The organism is Sphingopyxis sp. Geo48 (assembly GCF_949769155.1).
GTDB lineage: Bacteria > Pseudomonadota > Alphaproteobacteria > Sphingomonadales > Sphingomonadaceae > Sphingopyxis.
Genome location: NZ_CATKPA010000005.1, coordinates 1 through 20,034 on the forward strand (window position 1 = coordinate 1; position 20,034 = coordinate 20,034).

At 66.8% G+C, this 20,034-nt stretch carries 19 protein-coding genes; 11 read left to right on the forward strand and 8 right to left on the reverse strand.

All coding sequences use genetic code 11. The features are described from left to right. Positions 1 to 282: 282 nt before the first annotated feature. From crcB to QOL79_RS16020, 5 genes are read left to right on the forward strand one after another with little or no spacing between them, the layout of a single operon-like run. Positions 283 to 663, forward strand: coding sequence for a fluoride efflux transporter CrcB (crcB, locus tag QOL79_RS16000; protein ID WP_283420108.1), 381 nt, complete (start codon positions 283 to 285; stop codon positions 661 to 663). After that, on the forward strand, positions 660 to 1,868 hold the full coding sequence (locus QOL79_RS16005; protein WP_283420109.1) for an RluA family pseudouridine synthase: 1,209 nt from the start codon (positions 660 to 662) through the stop codon (positions 1,866 to 1,868). Before crcB ends, QOL79_RS16005 begins: the two co-directional genes overlap by 4 nt. Continuing rightward, complete coding sequence (locus QOL79_RS16010; protein ID WP_283420110.1) at positions 1,868 to 2,491, forward strand: FMN-binding negative transcriptional regulator; 624 nt, start codon at positions 1,868 to 1,870, stop codon at positions 2,489 to 2,491. Before QOL79_RS16005 ends, QOL79_RS16010 begins: the two co-directional genes overlap by 1 nt. Then, the gene (locus QOL79_RS16015; RefSeq protein ID WP_283420111.1) at positions 2,488 to 2,724 is read left to right on the forward strand and encodes a hypothetical protein; all 237 of its coding nucleotides are present in this window, start codon (positions 2,488 to 2,490) and stop codon (positions 2,722 to 2,724) included. Before QOL79_RS16010 ends, QOL79_RS16015 begins: the two co-directional genes overlap by 4 nt. Further along, a complete protein-coding gene (locus QOL79_RS16020; protein ID WP_283420112.1) occupies positions 2,721 to 3,410 on the forward strand; it encodes an ATP12 family chaperone protein in 690 nt (229 codons plus the stop codon). The genes QOL79_RS16015 and QOL79_RS16020 overlap by 4 nt, the downstream gene beginning before the upstream one ends. Here the strand turns inward: QOL79_RS16020 and QOL79_RS16025 are convergent. The 4 genes from QOL79_RS16025 to QOL79_RS16040 all read right to left on the reverse strand — a co-directional run bounded on the left by QOL79_RS16025 (position 3,407) and on the right by QOL79_RS16040 (position 7,223). Beyond that, positions 3,407 to 4,210, reverse strand: coding sequence for a crotonase/enoyl-CoA hydratase family protein (locus QOL79_RS16025; protein ID WP_283420113.1), 804 nt, complete (start codon positions 4,208 to 4,210; stop codon positions 3,407 to 3,409). The genes QOL79_RS16020 and QOL79_RS16025 overlap by 4 nt on opposite strands. After that, entirely contained in the window at positions 4,207 to 4,836 is a 630-nt protein-coding gene (locus tag QOL79_RS16030; RefSeq protein ID WP_283420114.1) for a 2-hydroxychromene-2-carboxylate isomerase, read from the reverse strand. Before QOL79_RS16030 ends, QOL79_RS16025 begins: the two co-directional genes overlap by 4 nt. A 3-nt stretch (positions 4,837 to 4,839) precedes the next feature. Further along, positions 4,840 to 6,372, reverse strand: a complete 1,533-nt coding sequence (locus tag QOL79_RS16035) for an acyl-CoA synthetase (protein ID WP_283420115.1) — start codon at positions 6,370 to 6,372, stop codon at positions 4,840 to 4,842. Between the two features lie 134 nt (positions 6,373 to 6,506). Further along, complete coding sequence (locus QOL79_RS16040; RefSeq protein WP_283420116.1) at positions 6,507 to 7,223, reverse strand: response regulator transcription factor; 717 nt, start codon at positions 7,221 to 7,223, stop codon at positions 6,507 to 6,509. 86 nt (positions 7,224 to 7,309) lie between these two features. On the opposite strand from QOL79_RS16040, the gene QOL79_RS16045 reads away from it, so the two are divergent. After that, positions 7,310 to 8,848: a class I adenylate-forming enzyme family protein gene (locus tag QOL79_RS16045; protein WP_283420117.1), complete on the forward strand. Its 1,539-nt coding sequence runs from the start codon at positions 7,310 to 7,312 to the stop codon at positions 8,846 to 8,848. 423 nt (positions 8,849 to 9,271) lie between these two features. Here QOL79_RS16045 and QOL79_RS16050 read toward each other — a convergent pair whose 3' ends face one another. From QOL79_RS16050 to hflK, 4 genes are all read right to left on the reverse strand, one after another. Further along, a complete protein-coding gene (locus QOL79_RS16050; RefSeq protein ID WP_283420118.1) occupies positions 9,272 to 9,640 on the reverse strand; it encodes a VOC family protein in 369 nt (122 codons plus the stop codon). Positions 9,641 to 9,758: 118 nt separating this feature from the next. Further along, positions 9,759 to 11,255, reverse strand: a complete 1,497-nt coding sequence (locus QOL79_RS16055; RefSeq protein ID WP_283420119.1) for a trypsin-like peptidase domain-containing protein — start codon at positions 11,253 to 11,255, stop codon at positions 9,759 to 9,761. Positions 11,256 to 11,382: 127 nt separating this feature from the next. Further along, positions 11,383 to 12,234: a protease modulator HflC gene (gene hflC, locus QOL79_RS16060; protein WP_058457043.1), complete on the reverse strand. Its 852-nt coding sequence runs from the start codon at positions 12,232 to 12,234 to the stop codon at positions 11,383 to 11,385. Further along, positions 12,234 to 13,397 (reverse strand): protease modulator HflK, encoded by a 1,164-nt coding sequence (gene hflK / locus QOL79_RS16065; protein WP_283420120.1) that lies wholly within the window; start codon positions 13,395 to 13,397, stop codon positions 12,234 to 12,236. The genes hflC and hflK overlap by 1 nt, the downstream gene beginning before the upstream one ends. A 91-nt stretch (positions 13,398 to 13,488) precedes the next feature. On the opposite strand from hflK, the gene QOL79_RS16070 reads away from it, so the two are divergent. The 5 genes from QOL79_RS16070 to QOL79_RS16090 all read left to right on the forward strand — a co-directional run bounded on the left by QOL79_RS16070 (position 13,489) and on the right by QOL79_RS16090 (position 19,991). Further along, positions 13,489 to 14,466: an Mrp/NBP35 family ATP-binding protein gene (locus QOL79_RS16070; protein ID WP_283420121.1), complete on the forward strand. Its 978-nt coding sequence runs from the start codon at positions 13,489 to 13,491 to the stop codon at positions 14,464 to 14,466. After that, positions 14,466 to 14,888, forward strand: a complete 423-nt coding sequence (locus QOL79_RS16075; protein WP_283420203.1) for a CoA-binding protein — start codon at positions 14,466 to 14,468, stop codon at positions 14,886 to 14,888. Before QOL79_RS16070 ends, QOL79_RS16075 begins: the two co-directional genes overlap by 1 nt. Positions 14,889 to 14,931: 43 nt before the next feature. Next, complete coding sequence (locus QOL79_RS16080; RefSeq protein WP_283420122.1) at positions 14,932 to 17,220, forward strand: molybdopterin cofactor-binding domain-containing protein; 2,289 nt, start codon at positions 14,932 to 14,934, stop codon at positions 17,218 to 17,220. Further along, complete coding sequence (gene hemH, locus QOL79_RS16085; RefSeq protein WP_283420123.1) at positions 17,217 to 18,215, forward strand: ferrochelatase; 999 nt, start codon at positions 17,217 to 17,219, stop codon at positions 18,213 to 18,215. The genes QOL79_RS16080 and hemH overlap by 4 nt, the downstream gene beginning before the upstream one ends. 84 nt (positions 18,216 to 18,299) lie before the next feature. Next, positions 18,300 to 19,991, forward strand: coding sequence for a DUF1963 domain-containing protein (locus QOL79_RS16090; RefSeq protein ID WP_283420124.1), 1,692 nt, complete (start codon positions 18,300 to 18,302; stop codon positions 19,989 to 19,991). The last annotated feature ends 43 nt before the right edge of the window (positions 19,992 to 20,034 follow it).

A 20,034-nucleotide genomic window follows, 5' to 3' on the forward strand; every position in this document is an offset into this window, starting at 1 on the left:
AGACGGATGGAAGACACTCCACTTTGGACATGGTTTGTTCTTATCGTCAACGGCTAATTGATCCTTGCGTTCGCGCGGCGGAGGCATCCGTCAACGCCGCCGATGCACTCGTCGCTCGGCCCGATACGCCGAAGATGGCGCCTGCATGGGCTTGCGGTACGTCTGGTCACGGCCCACCGACCGGCGCATCGCATACGAACCGACGAGGGGCTCGGCGACCACACCCGACGCGCGGCAATACCCCCGCTTTCCGCGGCGCGCTTTTCCGGCTAGGGCGAGCGGATGAACGGACTTTTCCCTGTCATGGTCGGCGGTGCGATCGGCGCGGGTGCGCGGCACCTGGTCGGCCAGATCCTGCTCGCGCGGCTCGGTCCCAATTTCCCGTGGTGGACGCTCAGCATCAACATTTTCGGTAGCTTTCTGATGGGCTTGCTGGTCGGCTGGCTGGCACGCGATGCCAGCGGTGGCGAAGCGGCGCGGCTGTTTGTCGGCGTCGGCATCCTTGGCGGCTTCACGACCTTTTCCTCCTTCAGCATGGAATTCTGGCTGCTGTTCGAACGCGGCCAAGCCGGGCAGGCGGCCGCCTATGTGCTCGCCTCGGTCGTCGGCGGAATCCTCGCCTGCGGCCTCGGGCTGCTATTGATCCGGCAGCTTCCGGCATGACGCAGGACCGCGGCATTCAGGACAGCGCCACCGTTGCCGAGGAGGATGGCGGCATCCGCCTCGACCGCTGGTTCAAGCGGCACCGGCCGGGAACTCCGCACGCGCTCATCGCGCGCTGGGCGCGGTCGGGAGAGCTCACGATCGATGGCCGCAAGACCGACGTTTCCGATCGCATCGAAGCCGGGCAGCGGATCGCGATGCCCGTCCCGCCCGCAGCACCCTCGGGTCCGAAGCCGCGCAAGGAAAAGCCGCTTTCACCCGCCGAGGTCGCGCTCGCCGAGGCGATGGTGATCCACCGCGACAAGAGCGCGCTGGTCCTCGACAAGCCGCCAGGTCTTGCGACGCAGGGCGGCACCAAGACCGACGCGCATGTCGATGGCCTGCTCGGCGCCCTGCAGGGCGAGGCACCGGTGCGGCCAAAGCTCGTCCACCGGCTCGACAAGGACACATCGGGCGCGCTGCTCGTCGCGCGCACGCCGCGCGCGGCGGCCTGGTTCGCCAAGGCCTTTTCGAACCGCAGCGCCCGCAAGACCTATTGGGCGATTGTTGTCGGCGTTCCCGACATCGCGCAGGGCGAGATCGACCTGCCGCTTGCCAAACAGCCCGGATCGGGCGGCGAGAAGATGCACGTCGATGAAAAGGGGCTGGCATCGAAGACCCGCTACCGCGTCATCGAACGCGCCGGGAACAGCGCCGCCTGGGTCGAGCTGCAGCCGCTTACCGGCCGCACGCACCAGCTTCGCGTCCATATGGCAGCGATCGGGCATCCGATCGTCGGCGACGGCAAATATGGCGGCAAGGGCGCGTTTCTAACCGGCACGATCAGCCGGAAGCTGCACCTCCACAGCCGCCGCCTGCGCATCGACCATCCCGACGGGGGTAGCATCGACGTCAGCGCCGACGTTCCCGAGCATTTCGCGGCCAGCCTCGATGCCCTTGGCTTCGACTTGCTGCTCGGCGAGGCGGGCATCGACGATGCCCCCAAGGGCCCGCCCCCCAAAGCTGCAGCCAAGGCAGCCGCCAAGGCGCATAGCAAACAGATCCGCAAGGCGCGCCGCGGCGAACGGCGCGGGCGTACAGCGACAAGCAAGCCGACCGACCGGGTTGGAAAACCGAAAACCAAAGCAAAAAACAAGCCCAGCAGCCCTTCCGGACGCGGCGGCCCGCCCAGCCCTCGCAAACCTCCTTCCAAAAGGCCACGCTGATGCACCCCAATTCCGCTTTTCGTCCGGATCATGACGACCTTGCCGCGATGTTCGTGCGCGAGATCGGCTTCGCCGCAATCTTTGCCGGCACGCCCGACGGCCCGCGCGTCGCGCACGCTCCGGTCGTGCTGAGCGAAGATAACACAACGATCCGTTTCCACCTGTCACGCGGCAACGCACTGACAAAGCATCTCGATGGCTCGCCAATGCTCGCCGTCATCCAGGGACCCGACGCCTATGTCAGCGCGAACTGGTACACCGACATCGAGAAGTCGGTTCCTACATGGAACTATGTGGCTATCGAGATGGAGGGCGTCGCTCAGAAGCTCGACGACGCGGGTCTGGTGGCCCAAATAGACGCATTATCCGCGATCCACGAGGCGCGCGTCGGCGAGAATCCGCCTTGGACCCGCGACAAGATGGATCAGAATTATTTCGGCAAGCTGACGGGCGCCATTGTCGGATTCGAAATGCGCGTCGTCGCGTGGCGAACGACGCTGAAGCTGTCTCAAAACAAACCTGCTGACGAGCGTGAACGACTCGCCGCCGGAATCGAAGCCACAGGCAATCGAGCGGTAGCACATCTGATGCGCGAGCTCGGCAGAAGCAGGGAGGGGGCATGAACCCTTCAGACGAATCCTTGGCCAAGAAGCGCTTCTTCGCCATCGCCTCGATGCGGCTGATGGGCGCGATCTTCATCATCGCAGGCTTCATCCTGATCCGCGGCGCCTTCGAGCTTGCGGGGCAGCCGACCGACCGCTGGATCGGCGTCGCGGTGGTGCTGGTCGGAGTGTTCGATTTCGCGATCATGCCCAAGATTCTCGCGCGCCGCTGGCGGTCGCCCAAAACTCCGTGAAGCGCTTCTGGAAGCAGGCCGAGGCCGTCCGCGAAGACGGCGGCTGGGGCATCGCGCTCGACGGGCGCCCCGTCCGTACGCCCAAGCGCGCGCCGCTGTTCGTCGAAAGCCCGGCGCTCGCCGAAGCGATCGCGGGCGAATGGAATGCGGTCGGAGAGAACATCGATCCCGCGCGCATGCCGCTGACGGGAATCGCCAATGCGGCGATCGACATTGCCGGCGCCGATCCCGCTGCGTTCGCCGAGCCGATCGCGGCCTATGCGACAAGCGAGCTTTTCTGCTACCGCGAGGACCGCGACCCGGCGCTGCAATCCGAACAGATTGCCGCTTGGAACCCCCTGCTCGCCTGGGCCGAGCAGCGGTACGGCATCGAATTCGCCTTGGCGCAGGGTGTGCTGCCGATCGATCAGCCGGAGACGACCATCGCGGCGCTGCGCGACGCCGTGCTGTCACACGATCCGTTCCGGCTCGCGCCGCTCATGCTGCTGGTGACGATCGGCGGCTCGCTCGTCGCGGGCCTCGCGCTGATCGAAAATGCCTATACCGCCGCAGAGCTATGGGAGGCCGTCAGCCTCGACGAACTGTATCAGGAACGCCGCTGGGGCGCCGACAGCGAGGCGCAAAAGGCGCGCGCGCGGCGCGAGGCCGACTGGCACAATGCCGCGCGGTTTCTGAGCCTGCTCTAGTCAGCGAAATCCGGCTTCCGCTTCTGCATATGCGCCATTACCGCCTCCATCTGGTTGGGGGTGCGGATGACCTTTACCTGCTCGTCGCTCTCGGCCTGCAGGATCTCGGCGTCGCTCGCGTCGGCGAGCATGTTGCAGAGCCGCTTCGCGCCGCGGATCGCGTGGGGGTTCTTGTTCGCGATCACCTGCGCCAGCTCCATTGCCTTGGCGAGCGGCTCGTCCGACACATGCGTCGCGAAGCCGAGAATCTTGGCTTCCGACCCGGTGAATTCGCGGTTGGTGTAGATCATCTCGCGCAGCACATCGTCGGCGACCTGCGTCCGCCACAGCGCCATGCCCGCAACGTCGGGGACAAGGCCCCAGCGCATTTCCATGATCGCGATGCGCGTGTCGGGATGGACGATGCGGATGTCGGCCGCCGCCATGATCTGGCTGCCCGCACCGAAGGCGACGCCATGCACTGCGGCGATCACCGGCACCGGGATTTCGCGCCAGCCCCACGCGGCATATTGGGCGTTGTTGGCAATGCCGCGCGTGCGGTCGGACAAGGTGCCGCCCGCGCTGCTCGCACCGGGGTCGCGATCGTTGCTGAGGCTGGAAAGGTCGAGCCCGGCGCAGAAGGCACGCCCCTCGCCCGACAGGACAACGACACGCAGCCCTTGCCGGGCCTTCAGGTCGTCGACCGCCTCGGCGAGCGCCGACCACATCGCGGGGTCGAGCGCGTTCATCTTGTCGGCGCGGATCAGCCGGACGTCGGCGATGCCGTCCTCCAGCATGGTGATCGAGATACGGTCCTTCATCGGGGAGTCCTCTGCATCTGACGTTTCAGGGCCGCTTCGACGAGCGGCAGTTGGTCGTTGCCGAAATACATGTCGGTGCCGTCGACGAAGATCGTCGGCGATCCGTAGCCGCCACGCGCGACGACCTGTTCGGTGTTGGCGCGGAGCCGCGCCTTCACCTCGTCGGAGCTCGCGGCGGCGCGGATCGCTGCGCCATCGAGTCCCTCGGCCGTCGCGACGGCTTCCAGAACGTCGGGATCGTCAAGATTCTCCTGACGGTCGAAATAGCTGGCGAAGGCGGCGCGCGCGAAACGCACGAGGGCGGCCTGATCCGCTTCGAGCGCGGTCGCGAAGCGCATCGCCTGCACGCTCTTCGCCGGGTGATATTGCGAGGGGAAGTTCATCGGCACGCCGGCGAGCTGCGCCCAATCCTTCAGTACCTTCCAGCTGTGCTGCAAACGCCGGTTATCGCTCTGCTCGCGCGCCGCATAGACGGCGGGATTCACGGCGTTGAACACGCCCCCGACAAGGATCGGGCGATAGACCGCCGCCGCGCCGACCCGCTCCAGCACGCCGGGCAGGTTGTGGAACGCAAGGCAGGTCCACGGGCTCGACAGATCGAAGAAGAACTCGACGCGCGCGCTCATCGTTCAGGCTCCTGCCTTCGCCTTCTCCCAATATTGGTCGCGTAGCAGCCGTTTGTAGAGCTTGCCCGTGTCGTGGCGCGGCAGGGCTTCGAGGAAGTCGATCCGCCGCGGCACCTTCACGCCCGACAATTTCTCGCGCGCGTAGGCGGTGAGTTCGTCGCGGAAAGCGTCGGTCGCGTCGGCCATGTCGGCGGGCTGGATCACCGCGATCACTTCCTCGCCCATTTCCTCGTGCGGTCCGCCGACGACCGCGACGTCGGCGACCTTCGGGTGGGTGACGAGGTGGTTTTCGATTTCCTGCGGATAGATGTTCACGCCGCCCGAGATGATCATGAAGCTCTTGCGGTCGGTGAGGTAGAGGAACCCATCTTCATCAACTTTGCCCACATCGCCCAGCGTCGACCAGCCTTTCGAATTGCGGCTCGATGCAGTCTTCTCCGGATCATCATGATATTCAAAGATATTTTCGCTTTCGAAAAAGACCGCGCCTTCTTCGCCCACCGGCAGCTCGGTCTCGTTATCCTCGCCGACGATATGGAGCGTGCCCATGATCGGGCGGCCGACGGTGCCCTTGTGCGCGAGCCAGTCCTGGCTGGTCGCGAAGGTCATGCCATTGCCCTCCGAGCCCGCATAATATTCGAGCAGCACCGGCCCCCACCAGTCGATCATCGCCTGCTTGACCGGCACCGGGCACGGCGCGGCGGCGTGGATCGCGCCCTTCATCGAGGTCACGTCATATTGCGCGCGAACCGCTGCCGGCAGCTTCAGCATCCGGACGAAGTGGGTCGGCACGAACTGCGCGCAGTTGCAGCGGTAATGCTGGATCGCCGCGAGCGCGCCCTCGGGATCGAACTTCTTCATCAGGACGACGGTGCCGCCGAGGCGGTGGATGGTCATCGACCAGCGCAGCGGCGCGGCGTGATAGAGCGGCGCGGGCGACAGATAGACGCTGTCGGCATTGATCCCGAAGGCGGCTGAGGCGAGCATGACGAGGCTGTTCGCGGCGTCGATCGCCGGATCCTCCGGCAGCGGGACGCGCACGCCCTTCGGCCGCCCGGTGGTGCCCGACGAATAGAGCATATCGACCCCGGCGCGCTCGTCGGCGATGCGCTCCGCCGGCATTTTTTCCAGTTCGTCCTCGATCTTCGCCCAGCCCGCAATGTCGCCGCCCATCGAATAGCGGGTGATCTGCGTCGTCAACTGCTGCGCCGCCGCCGCGAGGCTCGCCGAAACGACGAGCATCTTCGCGCCCGAATTTTCGAGGATATAATCGGTCTCGTCTTGGGTCAGCCGCGACGAGATGCAGACGTAGCGCAGCCCGGCGCGCTGCGCGCCCCAAGTCAGCCCGTAGTAATGCGGGGTGTTCTCGAGCATGAGGGCGACGACGTCCTCGTGCCCCAGCCCGTGCGCGCGAAACAGCTGCGCGGCGCGGTTCGAGGCGGCGTCGAGTTCAGCATAGCTTACCGTCTCCCCCGTTTCGGCGACGATGATCGCCGGCTTGTCGGGATGGGTCGCGGCATAGGTCGAGGGGTGCATCGGGCGCTCTCTCCAAAGGGCTTATTGCTTTGTTTATGTCGAAGACCCGTAGCAAACTGAAACTTTCGGTCAAGCAAGCTGGGACGGACGGGGCCGTGGTCGTCAAAAAGCGTCAAATCCCCGCCGACGATCGGTCAAATCGCCCCGTCGGGGCGCGATTTCAGCGCGTAGCCGAGCCCCTTCACCGTCTGCAACATCGGCCAGTCGAACCCGCGATCGACCTTCGCCCTGAGTCGCGACATATGGACCTCGACCCGGTTCGTTCCGGGGTCGAAATCGATCCGCCAGACCGCTTTCAGAAGCGCCGCACGCGACAGCGGCCGGTCGGGGACCCGCGCCAGATTGGCAAGAAGGTCGAATTCGCGCAGCGGCATGCGAATCAGCCGTCCAGCGCGTTCGACGCGCCGGTCGATCAGGTCGATGCGCAGTTCGCCTTCGCCAAGCTGCCCCGCCGCGACGCGGCTGCGCCGGAGCAGGCTGGTCGCGCGCGCAAGCAGTTCGGGCAGATTGTCGGTCCATCCGACCGCATCGTCGGCGCCAGCGTGCAGCGCAGCCATCCGATCAGCGAGCGAATCGCGATCCGAAAAGACGAGCAGCGGACGGCGTCCCGCGATCGTCCGCGCAAGCCGGACGAATTCGGCGGGCTCCTGCCAGCTCAAAAAGGGATTGATCGCGAGCAGGTCGAAACAAGTGTCAAGCCAGGGCCGTAGCCCGCCGGTCGGCGCGGGAAGCGAAGCGGCGCAATAACCCGCCGCCGTTACGGCATCGCAGAGCGCGGCGGCGCGCGACGGATGATAGACGGAGACCAGCGGCCGCCGCCCCTCTTCCCCCGTCCCGCCGTCTCGCCCCATCCGCGCCCCCGTGCCGCCTCGATTTCGCGCGCATGCCCGCCCCCGCCGACGTTGCGCGCCGTCCCTGCTGTGCTAACTCCGTCGCCATGACCAGTCACGAGATGCTCGATAGCGACTTCGCCACCCTGCCCGACCTCGTCCGCGCACATGCGACCGAGCGCCCGAATGCCATAGCCGCAGCCGATCCAGCGCGGCGGCTGAGCTGGTCCGAACTGGACGCAATGATGGACCGCATCGCGGCGCGGCTGCAGGCCGACGGCTTCGCCAAGGGCGATCGCACCGCGATCGCGGGCCTCAACAGCGTCGAGCAGATGGCGGTCATCCTCGCGACGCTGCGCGCCGGCGGCGTCGCGGGGCTGATCACCAACAGCGCGACGGGCGAGCAGATGGCGGCAATGATCGCCGACACCGGGGCGCGCCACCTGTTCCTCGATGCTGCCGCGTCGGCGAGCCTCGAAGGCCAGCATGTCACGGCGACCGACCGGATCGCGATGGACGGCAGCACCGTCGGCGCGCCGCTGGAGGCCTGGATGGCGCCCGACGGCGCGAAGCCCGAACCGGTCGCGATCGATCCGCTCGACGGCTTCAACATCATCTATTCGTCGGGGACGACCGGTACGCCCAAGGGCATCGTCCACAGCCATGCGATGCGCTGGCAGCATATCCAGCGCGGCAAGCCCGCCTATGGCGCGCAAGCGGTGACGATCCTGTCGACGCCGCTCTATTCGAACACGACAATGGCGAGTTTCCTGCCGACCGTCGGATCGGGCGGGCAGGTGGTGCTGATGAAGAAATTCGACGCGCGGGGTTTTCTGGAGCTTGCCGACCGCGAGCGCGCGACGAACACGATGCTGGTGCCGGTGCAATATCGCCGCATCATGGCGCTGGAGGATTTCGACCGCTTCGATCTGTCGAGCTTCGTCGTGAAATATTGCACGTCGGCGCCCTTCCTGGCGGCGCTCAAGGCCGAGGTCCTCAAACGCTGGCCGGGCGGACTCGTCGAAATCTATGGCATGACCGAGGGCGGCGCGGCCTTCATCCTCGAAGCGCATCAATTCCCCGACAAGCTCCACACCGTCGGCAAGCCCGCGCCGGGTCATGTCGCCAAGGTGATCGACGAGGACGGCAACGAGCTGCCGCAAGGCTCGGTCGGCGAGGTCGTCGGCCGCAGCCCCGCGATGATGACTGGATATAACAACCGCCCCGACGCGACCAAGGCGATGCACTGGTACGATGCCGACGGGAATCTCTTCTACCGCCATGGCGACATCGGGCGGATCGACGAGGACGGATTCCTGACGCTGATGGACCGTGCCAAGGACATGATCATTTCGGGCGGCTTCAATATTTTCCCGAGCGATCTCGAAGGCATATTGCTCGCCGACGAACGCGTCGTCGAAGCGGCGGTTGTCGGCATGCCAAGCGAGGAATGGGGCGAGACGCCGGTGGCCTTCGTCGTGCTGAAGCCCGGCGCCGATGCGGAAAGCGTGCGCGCCGACTGCAACGCGAAGGTCGGCAAGACGCAGCGGCTGAGCGGCATTACCGTCGTCGACGAACTGCCGCGCAGCGCGATCGGCAAAGTTTTGAAGCGCGAGCTTCGCGATGCGCACGCCGGTGACCGGTAGGCATCAGCCGGAACCCGGCACTTCGTCGATCGTCATCCCGGACCCGTCGTCACCCCGCGCCTGACCCGAAGGCGATTCACGCAGCGTTGAAGGACGCGATCCCGGGTCAAGCCTGTCCCGAGCCTGTCGAAGGGTCCGGGACGACGAAGGCGATGCCAGCGCTCCACCGCAAAGCCGCCATCGCCTTCAAATAGGCCTTTCCTACATTATCCGGCTATGCCAGCCTTTCTTCGGCTCCTTCCTCTGGTGGACAAACGCGGTTGCGGGCGGGCTTGGCGTCAGGCCGCGGCGGCGCACGAGATGCGTTCGGCAATCCTCCCGGTCACGAACGGGCGATGCAATGGGCTAAACTTTCCTGAACTTTGGAATCCAGGGCCGCGATGACCAGCGCAGGCACGGCAGCATTCCATCCCGATGCGGCGATCACCCCATGATGAAGGCGTTGAGCTTGTTCCCGTCGGGGTCGCGGAAATAGCCCGCGTAAAAGCCCTCTCCGCGCGGTCCGGGAGGACCTTCGCAGGTGCCGCCGTTGGCGAGCGCGATGTCGTAGAGCCGCTGCACCTGCGCCTCATCCTTCGCCTCGAGCGCCACCATCACGCCATTGCCGACGCTTGCGGCATTGCCGTCGAAGGGCTTCGTCAGGCCGATTCCGGCCCCGCCGCCTTCCTTGCCCCACGCGATGAAGCCGTCATATTCCATCATCCGCGGCACACCCAGTTCGCCCGCGATCGCGTCGTAAAAGACCGCCGCGCGGGCAAGGTCGTTCGTTCCCAGCGTCACATATCCGATCATCGTTCCATCTCCCGACTCGTATCGATGGAACATAATAAGAACATACGGTGTCGCGCGCAAGAAAAAGGGCGCCGGACCCGAAGATCGCGGCGCCCCTGTTCCGATGTCTGACGAGGCCTCAGGGCTTGAGGCGGATCGCGACGAACTGCGACGGCCCGCCGCGGCGGAGGACTTCGATCAGCACCGCGTCGCGGCCCGCCTTCTTCGCGTCCGCGACCACCTTGGCGAGCGCTTCGCTGGTGGTCACAGGTACGCGGTTGGCGGTGACGATCACGTCGCCGCGGCGCAGCCCCTTGCGACCGGCATCGCTGTTCGCCGACGCGGCACCGATCACCAGACCCTTGGTGCCGGCTTCGACCCCGACCGCGCGCGCGATGTCGGCGGTGAGCGTCTGAACCGACAGGCCAAGCTCGTTCTGGACCGCAGTGTCGGCGGTTCCCTTCGGATCCTCGGGCACCGCCTGATCGTCCTCGGGGTCGAAATTCGCGCCCGCCAGCTGGTCCTCGGGCGGGCGCGTCGCGACGACGGCGTAGAGCGTCACCGTCTTGCCGTCGCGCACGACCTCGAGCGGGATGCGCGAGCCGGGCTTGGTGTTGGCGACGATGTACGACAGCGTCTGCGAGGGCGTAACCTCCTTGCCGTCGACCTTGGTCACCACGTCGCCGCGCTTGAGGCCGGCCTTCGCCGCCGCGCCATCGTCCTCGACGCGCTGGACGAATTCGCCGCGATCCTTGGGCAGGCCGAGCGCCGCCGCCAGATCCTCGTCGACCGGCGCGATGCTGATGCCGAGATAGCCGCGCTGGATCTTCTCGCCCGCCTTCAGCGCGTTGATCACCGGGATCGCCGCTTCGGCCGGGATCGCGAAATTGACGCCGATGTTCGCGCCGACGGGCGAGATCAGCATGTTGTTGATACCGACGACATTGCCATGCAGGTCGAACAGCGGGCCGCCCGAGTTGCCGCGGTTGATCGCGGTATCGGTCTGGATGAAGCGGTCATAGGCGCCGCCCTGGCCAAGGTTGCGCTGCACCGCCGAGATGATCCCCGCGGTCACCGTCGAGCCGAGCCCAAGCGGGTTACCGATCGCGACGACCCAGTCGCCGACACGCGCGCGGCTCGAATCGGCGAATTTCACGAAGGGCAAGCCCGTCGCGCTGATCTTGAGCAGCGCAAGGTCCGACTGCACATCGCGCCCGACGATCGTCGCCTTATATTCCTTGCCGTTGGTCAGCGTGACCGTGACCTGGTTCACCGCCTCGCCGCGCGGGCCGCCGGTGACGACATGGTTGTTGGTGACGATATAGCCGTCGTCGGAGATCAGGAAGCCCGAGCCGCCGCCCTGCTGCTCCTGCGTCACCGGCTCGCGCGTCCCGGCGAAGGGATCGAGCCGGACCCCGAGCGTGACTTCCTGCTTGGTCGAGATATTGACCACCGCAGGCTGGAGCTGTTCGACGAGGTCGGCGAAGCTTTCGGGAGCGCCGGCGCGGGGAACAGCCTTGGCAATCTCGCTGCGCTCGTTCTGCGCAACCTGCGCGATCACGGGCGACTGGGTGACCAGCGCCAGCGCGGTACCGCCCACCAGCAGGGCCGAAGTGATGCCATAAACATAACGCACGATCGCAATTCCTTTTCTCTTGCGAATAATTCCAACCCCGGCACGGCGCTATCTGCGCACCGCAGGCTGAACGGTGTTTGAACATGAACGGAGCCTGCAGGTTCCGTTCATGCCCCAATTTTCGGGATCAGCCGCCGCGGAAGTGGCGCAGATACTCGTTATCGGGCGACAGGATCACCGACGTCCCGCCCTGGTTGGTTTCACCGAGGAAGGTCTGCCGGTAGCTCTGCATCGCGCGATAGAAGTCATAGAATTCCGGATCCTTGCCGAAGCTCGCGGCATAGATGCGCGCGGCCTCGCCGTCGGCGGTACCGCGGATGATCTGCGCTTCCTTCTGCCCCTCGGCGCGGATCGTGATCGCTTCCTGCTCGCGCGCGGTCCGCATCCGGTTGTACGCCGCCTCGAGCGTTGCGCCCTCGGGCAGGTCGGCGCGCTTGATACGGACGTCGATGATTTCGGCGCCATATTTGTTCGCCTCGCGGTTCAGCGCGACCTGGATATTGTCCATGACTGCCCCGCGTTCGGGCGACAGCAAGGTCGCAAAGGTCCGCTTGCCGAGCTCGTTGCGCAGCGAAGACCCGAGGATGGTCGCGAGCTGCTGCTGCAGCCGCTCCTCGGTGCGGATCGCGGTGTACATCCGCACCGGATTGGTGATGCGGAAGCGCGCGAAGGCGTCGACCTGCAAGCGCTGCTGGTCGGTCGAGAGCACCTGCTGGCGCTCCATGTTGATCCCGAGGATGCGCTTGTCGATATACTGGATGCTCTCGAAGAAGGGGATGCGCAGCGCAAGGCCGGCGCCCGAGCGCCCGAATTCTTCCTTCGGCCTGTAGCGGTTCACGGTGCGCTCGATTTCGCCGAAACGCAGGATCAGCGCCTGCTGGTCCTCGCGCACGATCGAGACGGTCTGCGACAGGATCACGAGCAGCGCGAGCGCGCCGACGAGCCAGCGCATGGGATGACGGGTGAGACCTTCGAACATCACTGGCCTCCCTTGGTCGTCGCTTCGGGAGCCGGGGCGACGCGCCGCTGGACTTCATTCAGCGGCAGATAGGGGGTCACCCCTCGCGCCTCGACGATCGTCTTGTCGGTATTCGACAGCACGCCCTCCATCGTTTCATAGTAAAGGCGCTTGCGGGTCACGTCCGGCGCAAGCTTGTACTGTTCATAAATCTTGTCGAACGCCGCAGTGTCGCCGCGCGCGCGTTCGAGCACTTGCTGTTGATAGGCGCGCGCGAGGTTGATGTCCGATTCGCGCTTCTGGCGCGCCGCGGTCACTTCCTTGAACGCCTCATCGACTTGGCTCGGCGGGTCGGCCTGACGGATCGCGATGCCCTGGATCGTCACGCCGGCGCGATACTGATCGAGCAGGTCCTGCATCCGCAGCTGCACCTGCCGTTCGATCTCGACGCGCCCGGGGCCGATCGCCTGGACGAGGTCGAAATTGGCGACGGTCGCGCGCATCGCGCTTTCGGCGACCTCGCGGATCGTCCCGTCGGGGTCGGCGAGCTGGAAGATGTAAAGCTCCGGATCGCGGATCGACCAGCGGACCTCATAGGCGAGGTCGACGATGCTCTGGTCGCGGGTGAGCACGAAATTCTCGTCGGTCGCGTTCGGCGATCCGACCTGCATCGTGCGAATCGCACGGACGTCCTCCAGGCGGATACGCTCGATCGGCGCCGGCCAAGTGAATTTGACGCCGGGACCGACGGTCCGCGAATAGCTGCCAAGGCGCGTGACGACGCCTTCCTTCTCGGGCGGGACGATGTGGAAGGAGGAAAAGAGGAGCCAGGCGACAACCAGTGCGCCGACGCCCCATTTCCACAGGCCCGCCGAATCGCCGAGGTTGAAGCCGCCGCCGGAACCGCCCGAACCGCCGCCGCCAAAACTGCCGCGCCCCTTGCGCAGCAACTCGTCGAGCGCCGAGGGGCCGCGCGGCTTGCGCCCGCGCGCGGGATCGGCGGGATCGGGGGTCACCCACGGATTGCGCGGCCCCGTGCGGTCGCCGTCGCCGTCTTTTCCACCCTTGTCGCCCTTGGGGCCGCTACCCCAGGGGCTGTTCGCCATCAGGCTGATCTGGTGGAAAAATTGCCGCACACCCCTCGGGCTGCGGCCTCCCATGCTGCCTTCATTTTCGTTCGTCATGCCTGCTTTTATAGGGATGACCAGCGCGAATAACAGGGGGGCAAGTGAAAATGGCTGGCAATCCCCCGCGCCATGCCTATCTCGCGCGGACATGACCGACACTGCTCCCCTCGCCAGCATCGCGACCGACCTCAGCGGCGGCCGCACTTCGGGCCTCCGCTTCCTCGACGAAAACGGCACGCTCGCGATCGTCCTCGACGTGACCGGACTTGGCGAGGACGAGCGCAAGCCGCTCGAGGACAAGCTGCGCGCCGGCCTGATGACGAAGTCGGGCGTCACGTCGGTGCGCGTCGCGATGACTGCCGAGCGCAAGGGGCTGACGATCGTCGCGGTCGGCAGCGGCAAGGGCGGTGTCGGCAAATCGACCCTCGCCGCCAATCTCGCGGTCGCGCTGCAGCGGCGCGGCGTGAAAGTCGGGCTGGTCGATGCCGACATTTATGGCCCCTCGCAGCCGCGCCTGATGGACAGCGAAGGCGTGAAGCCCGAAGCACGCGGATCGAAGCTCGCGCCCGTCCCCAACGCTTATGGCGTGCCCATGCTCTCGACCGGGCAGATCGCGGCGCCGGGGCAGGCGATCGCGTGGCGCGGCCCGATGGCGGGGCGCGCGCTCGAACAGCTGATCGACGCGAGCTGGGGCGATATCGACACGCTGATCGTCGACCTGCCTCCCGGCACCGGCGACGTGCAGCTCACGATGATCCAGAAGCACAAGCCCGCGGGCGCGGTGATCGTCTCGACCCCGCAGGATCTGGCGTTGATGGACGCGACGCGCGCGATCGGCTTTTTCGAGCAGGCCGATGTGCCGCTGATCGGGCTCGTCGAGAATATGGCGGGCTATACCTGTCCGCATTGCGGCGAGGTGAGCGACCCGTTCGGCAGCGGCGGCGCCGAGGCGGCGGCGAAGGTGATGGGGCTCGACTTCCTCGGCCGCATCCCGCTGTCGATGGGCATCCGTCTCGCAAGCGACGGCGGGGTGCCGCCGGCGGCCGGAACCGATCCGCAGGGCGAGCCGTTCCACGCGATAGCGGCGAAGGTCGCCGACTGGCTCGCGGCACGAAAGGGCAAATGATGGCGATCAACGACGAAGGCGAAATCCGCGAGTTGCTGAGTCAGCCGCGCCGCATTGCGGTCGTCGGCGCCTCACCCAACCCCGCGCGCGCGTCGAACGAAGTGCTCGCCTTCCTCATCCGCCAAGGCCACGATGTGATCGCGGTCAACCCCGGCCATGCCGGCAAGACGATCCACGGCGCGCCGGTCGTCGCAACGCTCGCCGATGTCGAACCGCCCGCCGAGATCGTCGACATCTTCCGCAACAGCGCGGACGCCGGCGCGGCCGTCGACGAAGCGATCGTCCACGGCGCGAAGGCGGTGTGGTTGCAGATCGGGGTGATCGATCGGGAAGCGGCGCGGCGTGCGAACGACGCGGGGCTCGCCGTCGTGATGGACCGCTGCCCCAAGATCGAAATTCCTCGCCTCGGGCTCTTGCGCTGATTTTCTTTGCGCCGATTCCCGGGGCTGACTATCAGCAGCGGGCATGACCGGCATCAGGGACAAAGTGGGGCAAAACAGGTCGCGCCTGCCGCACGTCAGCCGTCGTTCCTTTCTGGTCGGCGCCACCGCCGCAGGCGGACTTGCGCTTGCCTGGTCGGTCTGGCCGCGCAGCTACGATACCAACCTCACCGCCGCCGAGGGCGAGCATGTCTTCAACGCCTTCCTGAAGATCGGCGACGACGGCCATATCGGCGCGATCGTCCCGCAATGCGAGATGGGCCAGGGCGTCACGACGCTGCTGCCGCAGATCATGGCCGACGAACTCGGGGCCGACTGGCGCACGATCGCGGTCGAGAGCGCGCCGATCAGCCCGCTTTACGCCAACACGCTGCTCGTCGACGAGGACAGCGGCACCTTCATGCCGCGCAGCCTCGTTCCCGATTTCGTCGCCGATGTACGAAGCTGGGCACGCCGCGAATGGGCGGTGCGCCATGCCGTGATGCTGACCGCCAACTCGTCCTCGGTTCGCATGTTCGAGGGGCCGTGCCGCGCCGCCGCGGCGCAGGCGCGCGCGCTGCTGATGATGGAGGCGGCGCGGCGCTGGGACGCCGACTGGCAGGAATGCGACACGCAGGATGGCTTCGTCATCCACGGCAAGAAGAAACTCCGCTTCGCAGAGGTCGCGGCCGGCGCCGCCGCGCTCGATCCGCCCCCTGAACCCGTCTATCGCGCGCCCGTCGCCGATCCGCTCTATGGCAAGGAACTGACGCGGCTCGACCTGCCGGCCAAGGTCGACGGTTCGGCGAACTATGCCGGCGACATCCGCTTGCCCGACATGGTGTTCGCGGCGATCCGGCAGGGCCCGCTCGGCGCGACTCGCCTCAAGAGCATCGACCGCAAGGCGGGGATGAAATCGCCCGGCCTGCTGCATATCGTCGAGCATGAGCGCTGGCTGGCGACCGTCGCGCGCAACTGGTGGGCGGCAAACCGCGCGCTCGACCGCTTTGCCCCGGTGTTCGAAACGAATGGCCCGCCGGTTTCGACGACGCGCGTCGACAAGGCGCTGAAGGCCGCACTAAAGGAGGACGGCTACCGCATCCGCCAGCAGGGCGACGTCGGCGCGGCGATGGAGGCGCGCAGGAAGATTTCGGCGCATTATGCCGTCGCGCCCGCGCTCCATGCTCCGATCGAGACGCGCACCGCGACCGCCGCGCCCGATCGCGGGCATGTGCGCGTCTGGGTCGCGACGCAGGCGCCAGCGCAGTGCCGCGACGCAATCGCCCGCGCGACCGGGCTTGCCCCATCCGAGGTCACGCTGTTCCCGATGATGGCGGGCGGATCGTTTGACGCCTGCCTGGATCATAGCGTCGCGGTGCAGGCGGCGATCATCGCGCTCCAGATCGAACGACCGGTGCAGCTCGCGTGGTCGCGCGCCGAGGAGATTATGCGAGATATCCCGCGCGCGCCCGCTCGCGCAAAGATGACTGCGACGCTCGACGCGGCGGGCGGGATCGACGCACTCGTCGCGCGCATCGCGGTGCCAGCGACGAACCACGAGTTTCGCGCGCGGCTGTTCGACGGCACGCCTGCCGACGTTGCGCAGCGCGAAGCGGCCGGTACGCCCGACGCGGTCTCGGTCGAGGGTGCACTCAGCACCTATGACATCCGCCATTTCGCGGTCGATCATTGCCCCGCCGACATCGGCCTGCCGACCGGCCGCTGGCGCGGCAACGCCGACAGCTACACGGCCTTCTTCACCGAGTGTTTCATCGACGAGATGGCGGCGCGCTCCGGGTCCGATGCGCTCTCCTATCGCGTCGCGATGCTCGGCGAATCGCCGCTGCTCGCGCGCTGCCTGCTCACCGCGACCAGCCTCGGCGGCTGGGAAGGCGGCGTCGCGGGCACCGCGCAGGGCCTGGCCTGCCATTCGATGCGCGGTAGTCACATCGCGCTGATGGCAACCGCGCGGCCGAGCGAAAACGGATTGCAGGTGCAGCAGCTCGTCGCCGTGGTCGACGCCGGCCGCCTCGTGAACCCCGCGGTCGCGCGGCAACAGGTCGAGGGCGGGCTGATCTTCGGTCTTGCCGCCGCGACCGGCGCGACGACCGACTATGCGGGCGGGATCGCCACCGCGCGCAAGCTCGGCCAACTCGGCTTGCCGCGCCTGTCGCAATCGCCCGAGATCATCATCGAATTCGTCGACAGCGACCGCGACCCGGGCGGGCTTGGCGAGATCGGCGTTCCCGTCGTCGCACCCGCGATCGCCAACGCCATCGCCGCCGCGACCGGTCGCCGCATCCGCCGGCTTCCACTCTCGGCGAACCCCGCATGACGAGACGCCCCGACGATCATCCGGCGGTTCCCGACGCGCGCGTCGGCGTGCTGCTGGTCAATCTCGGCACGCCCGACGCCCCGACGGCACCGGCGGTCCGCCGTTACCTCGCCCAGTTCCTTTCCGACCGGCGCGTGGTCGAAATTCCGGCCCTGCTCTGGCAACCGATCCTGCGCGGCGTCATTCTGGCCGTTCGCCCCAAGAAATCCGCCCATGCCTATGCCCAGGTCTGGACCGATCAGGGCTCGCCGCTCGCCGCGATCACGCGGCGCCAAAGCGCGTCGCTGCAAGCCGCGCTGGGGGACGATATCAGCGTCGCCCATGCGATGCGATACGGCCAGCCCGCGATCGCCCCCGCGATCGACGCGCTGATGGCCGAAGGGTGCCGCCGTATCCTCGTGGCGCCGCTCTATCCTCAATATTGCGCTGCAACCACCGCGACGGTGGTCGACGCCGCCAATGCTCATCTTGCAACGCTTCGCTGGCAGCCGACCCTCCGCTTCCTGCCGCCTTATCCCGACGCGGCGGCCTATATCGAGGCCCTCCAAACGTCGCTGGAGCAGGGGCTGGAGGCGCTCGACTTCGTGCCGGACACAATCATCGCGAGTTTCCATGGGATGCCCGAGCGCACGCTCCGGCTTGGCGACCCCTATCATTGCCAATGCCGAAAAACCGCACGCTTGCTGTCGGAAGCGATCGGCCGCCCGGTCGAAGTCGCGTTCCAGTCGCGCTTCGGCCGCGCCAAATGGCTGGAGCCCGCAACAGACGTGACGCTCGAACGGCTGGGCCGCGAAGGACGTAGCGTCGCGATATTCGCGCCCGGTTTTGCCGCCGACTGCCTCGAAACGCTGGAGGAAATCGCGATCCGCGGCCGCGAGCAGTTCGTCGCGGCCGGCGGCCAGAATTTCGCCTATCTGCCCTGCCTCAACGACAGTGCGCCTGGCATGGCAATGCTCGAAACGCTGGTTCGCCGCGAGCTGGCCGGCTGGCGCTGAATTTTCCGACGCTTACCTCCTGTTTAGGTCCGCTCGCTAGGGTCGATCCGCGCGGGGCCGGGATCGCGCGTTGGAAGGAACATCATGAGCGATCTGACTCAGGCGGCACTGATCCTCGCGGGCTTTACGCTCGCCTTTCTGTTCGTCGTCTATGCGGTCTACCGGAAGCGCAATCCGCGCCCCGTGACCGCCGCACCACGGATGCCCAAATTGCCGAGCCTGTCGTTCGAGGCGAGCCTGCCGCGCCTGTCGCGCAAACCCGAGATTGAATTCGAACCGGTCGAAATCGCGCCCTCGCGGCTCGCACGCATCAGCAAGCGGCCGGTCTACGAGCCACTCGAAGAGCCGGTCGAAGCGGTCGAAGCGGAGCCCGTCGCCGCCCAGGTGCGCGAAGAAGCTCCGCCTTTCGAGGCCGCTGAGGAGCCCTTGGCCGCCATCGAACCCGCAGCCGCGCTCGAGCCGGTGACCGAACCCGTAACCGAAGCCACGGCCCCTGTCATCGACGAGCGGATTCTTCAGGCTCTCGCAACCGAAGTTGAGGCGCAGGCACACGGGACCGAATTCGCTGAACCAACGCATGAGCCACCCGCACCTCTTGCCGCCGTTCCAACCGGCCCGACCGTGCGGCTGGTTCCGCAGTTTCCGCCGCGCGACGCCATCTTGCGCAAGCATTGGCTCGGCGGGCGGCCGTATCTGCCTGCCGGTGCCGGCTGGCCAAAGGTCGACGGACGCGACGGCGATTTCCTCGCCCAGATTGCCTGCACCGACCTCCCGTCCGATTTGTGGGACGGGCTCGGCCCGCGTTCGGGGTCGCTCGCCTTCTTCGCCAATCCTGATACCGGAGCGGCCATGGCACTGCACCTCGTCGAAGACGGCGTGCCGCACGATCCGCCGCATCCGCCCGGCCCGGCCTATTTCCGCCCGTGGGGCCTCGCATCGGCAACGCTTGCGCCACTCGCCGTACGCGCCTTTCCCGAATGGCCCGTCGACGCGGTCACCGCCGAGGCGTCCGTGGCGACGGCTGGCACCGGCCGAGCCGCGATTGATGCGCTGTTCGCCGCCGACTATGATATCGGCGATCCGGCTTTCCATCCTTTCGACTGGCCGACCATGCTGGCAATGGCCGACATTCTCGAAAGCCATGTCATGGCAGCACCGACCGATGGCGCAGCTCCCCCGGATGCGAACGACGAGCTGGTGGAAGCGATCGCCGACGCCGCGGCGAGCAATCGCGAGGCGCAGGCCAAGCTGGCCGAGATCATTGCGATCATCCACGAAAGCGCCACCCCCGGCGCGAGCTTCGCGCCGTCCGACGCGACCGCAGTCATGGCGGCGCTGCATGCGATCCGCTGGACCGGCGTCACCGCAACCTCGAACCCCGAAAGCGGCGAGGACCAGGTCGAGACGCTGACGCTTCCGCTCACCCGTCGCCGCCCCGACAGCGACCTGTGGGTCGACGACTTCCGGCTGGTGCTGTTCGATCACGCCAAGCACGCCTGGTCGGCGAACCCCGACCGGCTGTCGGCTCCTGCGCGTGCCTTTTTCGAACCGGTTTGGCAGGCCATGGCGGCGGACGAAACCGCATTGATCGGCGGCTTTCCGTCGCGTCATGCCCCCGGCTTCAATGACGAATTCGACGTCGTGATACTCGAACTCCCGGCGAGCGCGCTGCTCGGACTCGCGCATCGCGATGGCGGCCATCTCGTCCTCGCGATGCGCAAGGCCGACCTCGCGAGCGGCGATTTCACAAAGCTCCGCGCGATCGCCTGCAACTGATTGGACCGTCTGCCCGAATTGTCGCCTGATTGACGTTACGGTC